1 protein-coding gene is annotated in these 2,066 nt (G+C 64.0%); it reads left to right on the top strand.

Features of this window, described 5'->3' with window-relative positions; genetic code table 11:
• Positions 1–18: 18 nt before the first annotated feature.
• A partial coding sequence (locus BTW08_RS18135; protein ID WP_139313717.1) for an Ig-like domain-containing protein occupies positions 19–2,066 on the top strand: 2,048 nt, incomplete at its 3' end.

The raw sequence follows: 2,066 nt of genomic DNA on the forward strand, positions 1-2,066 counted from the left end.
ACCGATAACGACGGCGGCGTGAGTGAGCCGAAGACGGTGACGATCACCGTGACCGGCACCAACGATGCGCCGGTCGCCGTCGCTGATACCCAAACCACCGGTGAGAACACCGCGCTGACTGGTCAGGTCCCGGCAGCGACCGATGTTGACGGTACGATAGCCAGCTACGCGCTAGACACTGGCGTGGGCCAAGGCAATGGCGCGTTGAGCTTCAGCGCCGACGGTAGCTACACCTTCACCCCCGGCACCGACTTCGACGCTTTGGCTGCCGACGAAAGTCGCGACGTCACCTTCAGCTACACCGCTATCGATAACGACGGCGGCGTCAGTGCACCGAAGACGGTGACGATCACTGTCACCGGCACAAATGATGCGCCGGTCGCCGTCGCCGATACCCGGACCACCGGCGAGAACACTATGCTGACCGGCCAAGTGCCGGCGGCGAGTGATGTCGACGGCACGATTGCCAGTTACGCGCTCGACACTGGCGTGGGTCAGGGCAATGGTAGCCTTAGCTTCCAGGCCGACGGTTCCTACACCTTCACGCCGGGTGCTGACTTCGACAGTCTCGCCGCGGGCGAGAGCCGCGAGGTCACCTTCAGCTACACCGCCACTGATAACGATGGCGGGGTCAGTGCACCGAAGACGGTCACCATTACCGTGACCGGCACCAACGATGCGCCGGTGGTCGTCGCTGATACTCAGACTACTGGCGAGAACACTGTTCTCAGCGGCCAGGTCCCCGCAGCGACCGATGTCGATGGGACGATCGCCGGTTACGCGCTCGACACCGGCGTGGGCCAAGGCAATGGCGCGTTGAGCTTCAACGCCGACGGCAGCTACACCTTCACTCCCGGCACCGACTTCGACGGTCTGGCCACGGGTGAGAGCCGCGACGTCACCTTCAGCTATACCGCCACCGATAACGATGGTGGAGTGAGCGAACCCAAGACCGTCACCATCACCGTAACCGGCACCAACGATGCGCCGGTGGCTCAGGCGGCTGCGGCCACGACAGAAGAGAACACGGTGCTGACCGGTCAGGTTCCGGCGGCATCGGATGTCGATGGCACTATCGCCAGCTACGCGCTCGACACTGGCGTGGGCCAAGGCAATGGTAGCCTCAGCTTCAACGCCGACGGTAGCTACAGCTTCACCCCGGGCACTGACTTCGACAGCCTGGCTACCGGCGAGAGCCGCGACGTCACCTTCAGCTATACCGCCACCGATAACGATGGTGGAGTGAGCGAACCCAAGACCGTCACCATCACCGTAACCGGCACCAACGATGCGCCGGTGGCTCAGGCGGCTGCGGCCACGACAGAAGAGAACACGGTGCTGACCGGGCAGGTACCGGCAGCATCGGATGTCGATGGGACGATCGCCGGCTATGCGCTCGACACTGGCGTGGGTCAGGGCAACGGAACGCTGAACTTCAACGCCGACGGTTCCTACACCTTCACGCCGGGTGCCGACTTCGACAGTCTCGCCGCCGGCGAGAGCCGCGACATCACCTTCAGCTACACCGCCACCGACAACGACGGCGGCGTCAGTGCACCGAAGACGGTCACCATTACCGTCACCGGTACCAACGATGCGCCGGTGGCCGTCGCTGATACCGGCAGCACTGGCGAGAACGCTACTCTCAATATCAACGCTGCCCTGGGTGTGCTGGCCAACGACAGCGATGTCGATGGCGGCACGCTGAGCGTCAGCGCGGCCAACGGCGTAACAGATAGCGTGGGGCAGGCCATCACTGGCACCAACGGCGGCACCTTCACGCTGAACGCGGATGGCTCCTACAGCTTCAATCCGGGTACTGCGTTCGATCGCTTGGCCGCGGGTCAGACCGACACCACTAAAGTCAGCTACACCGTCAGCGATGGCCAAGGCGGCACCGTCACCTCGACGCTGACCGTAACGGTGACTGGCACCAACGACGCCCCGGTGGCCGTCGCTGATACCGGCAGCACGGGCGAGAACGCTACTCTCAATATCGCCGCGGCCCAGGGCGTGTTGGCCAACGACAGCGATGTCGATGGCGGCATCCTGAGCGTCAGCGCTGT

Source organism: Salinicola sp. MH3R3-1, assembly GCF_001937155.1.
GTDB lineage: Bacteria > Pseudomonadota > Gammaproteobacteria > Pseudomonadales > Halomonadaceae > Salinicola > Salinicola halophyticus.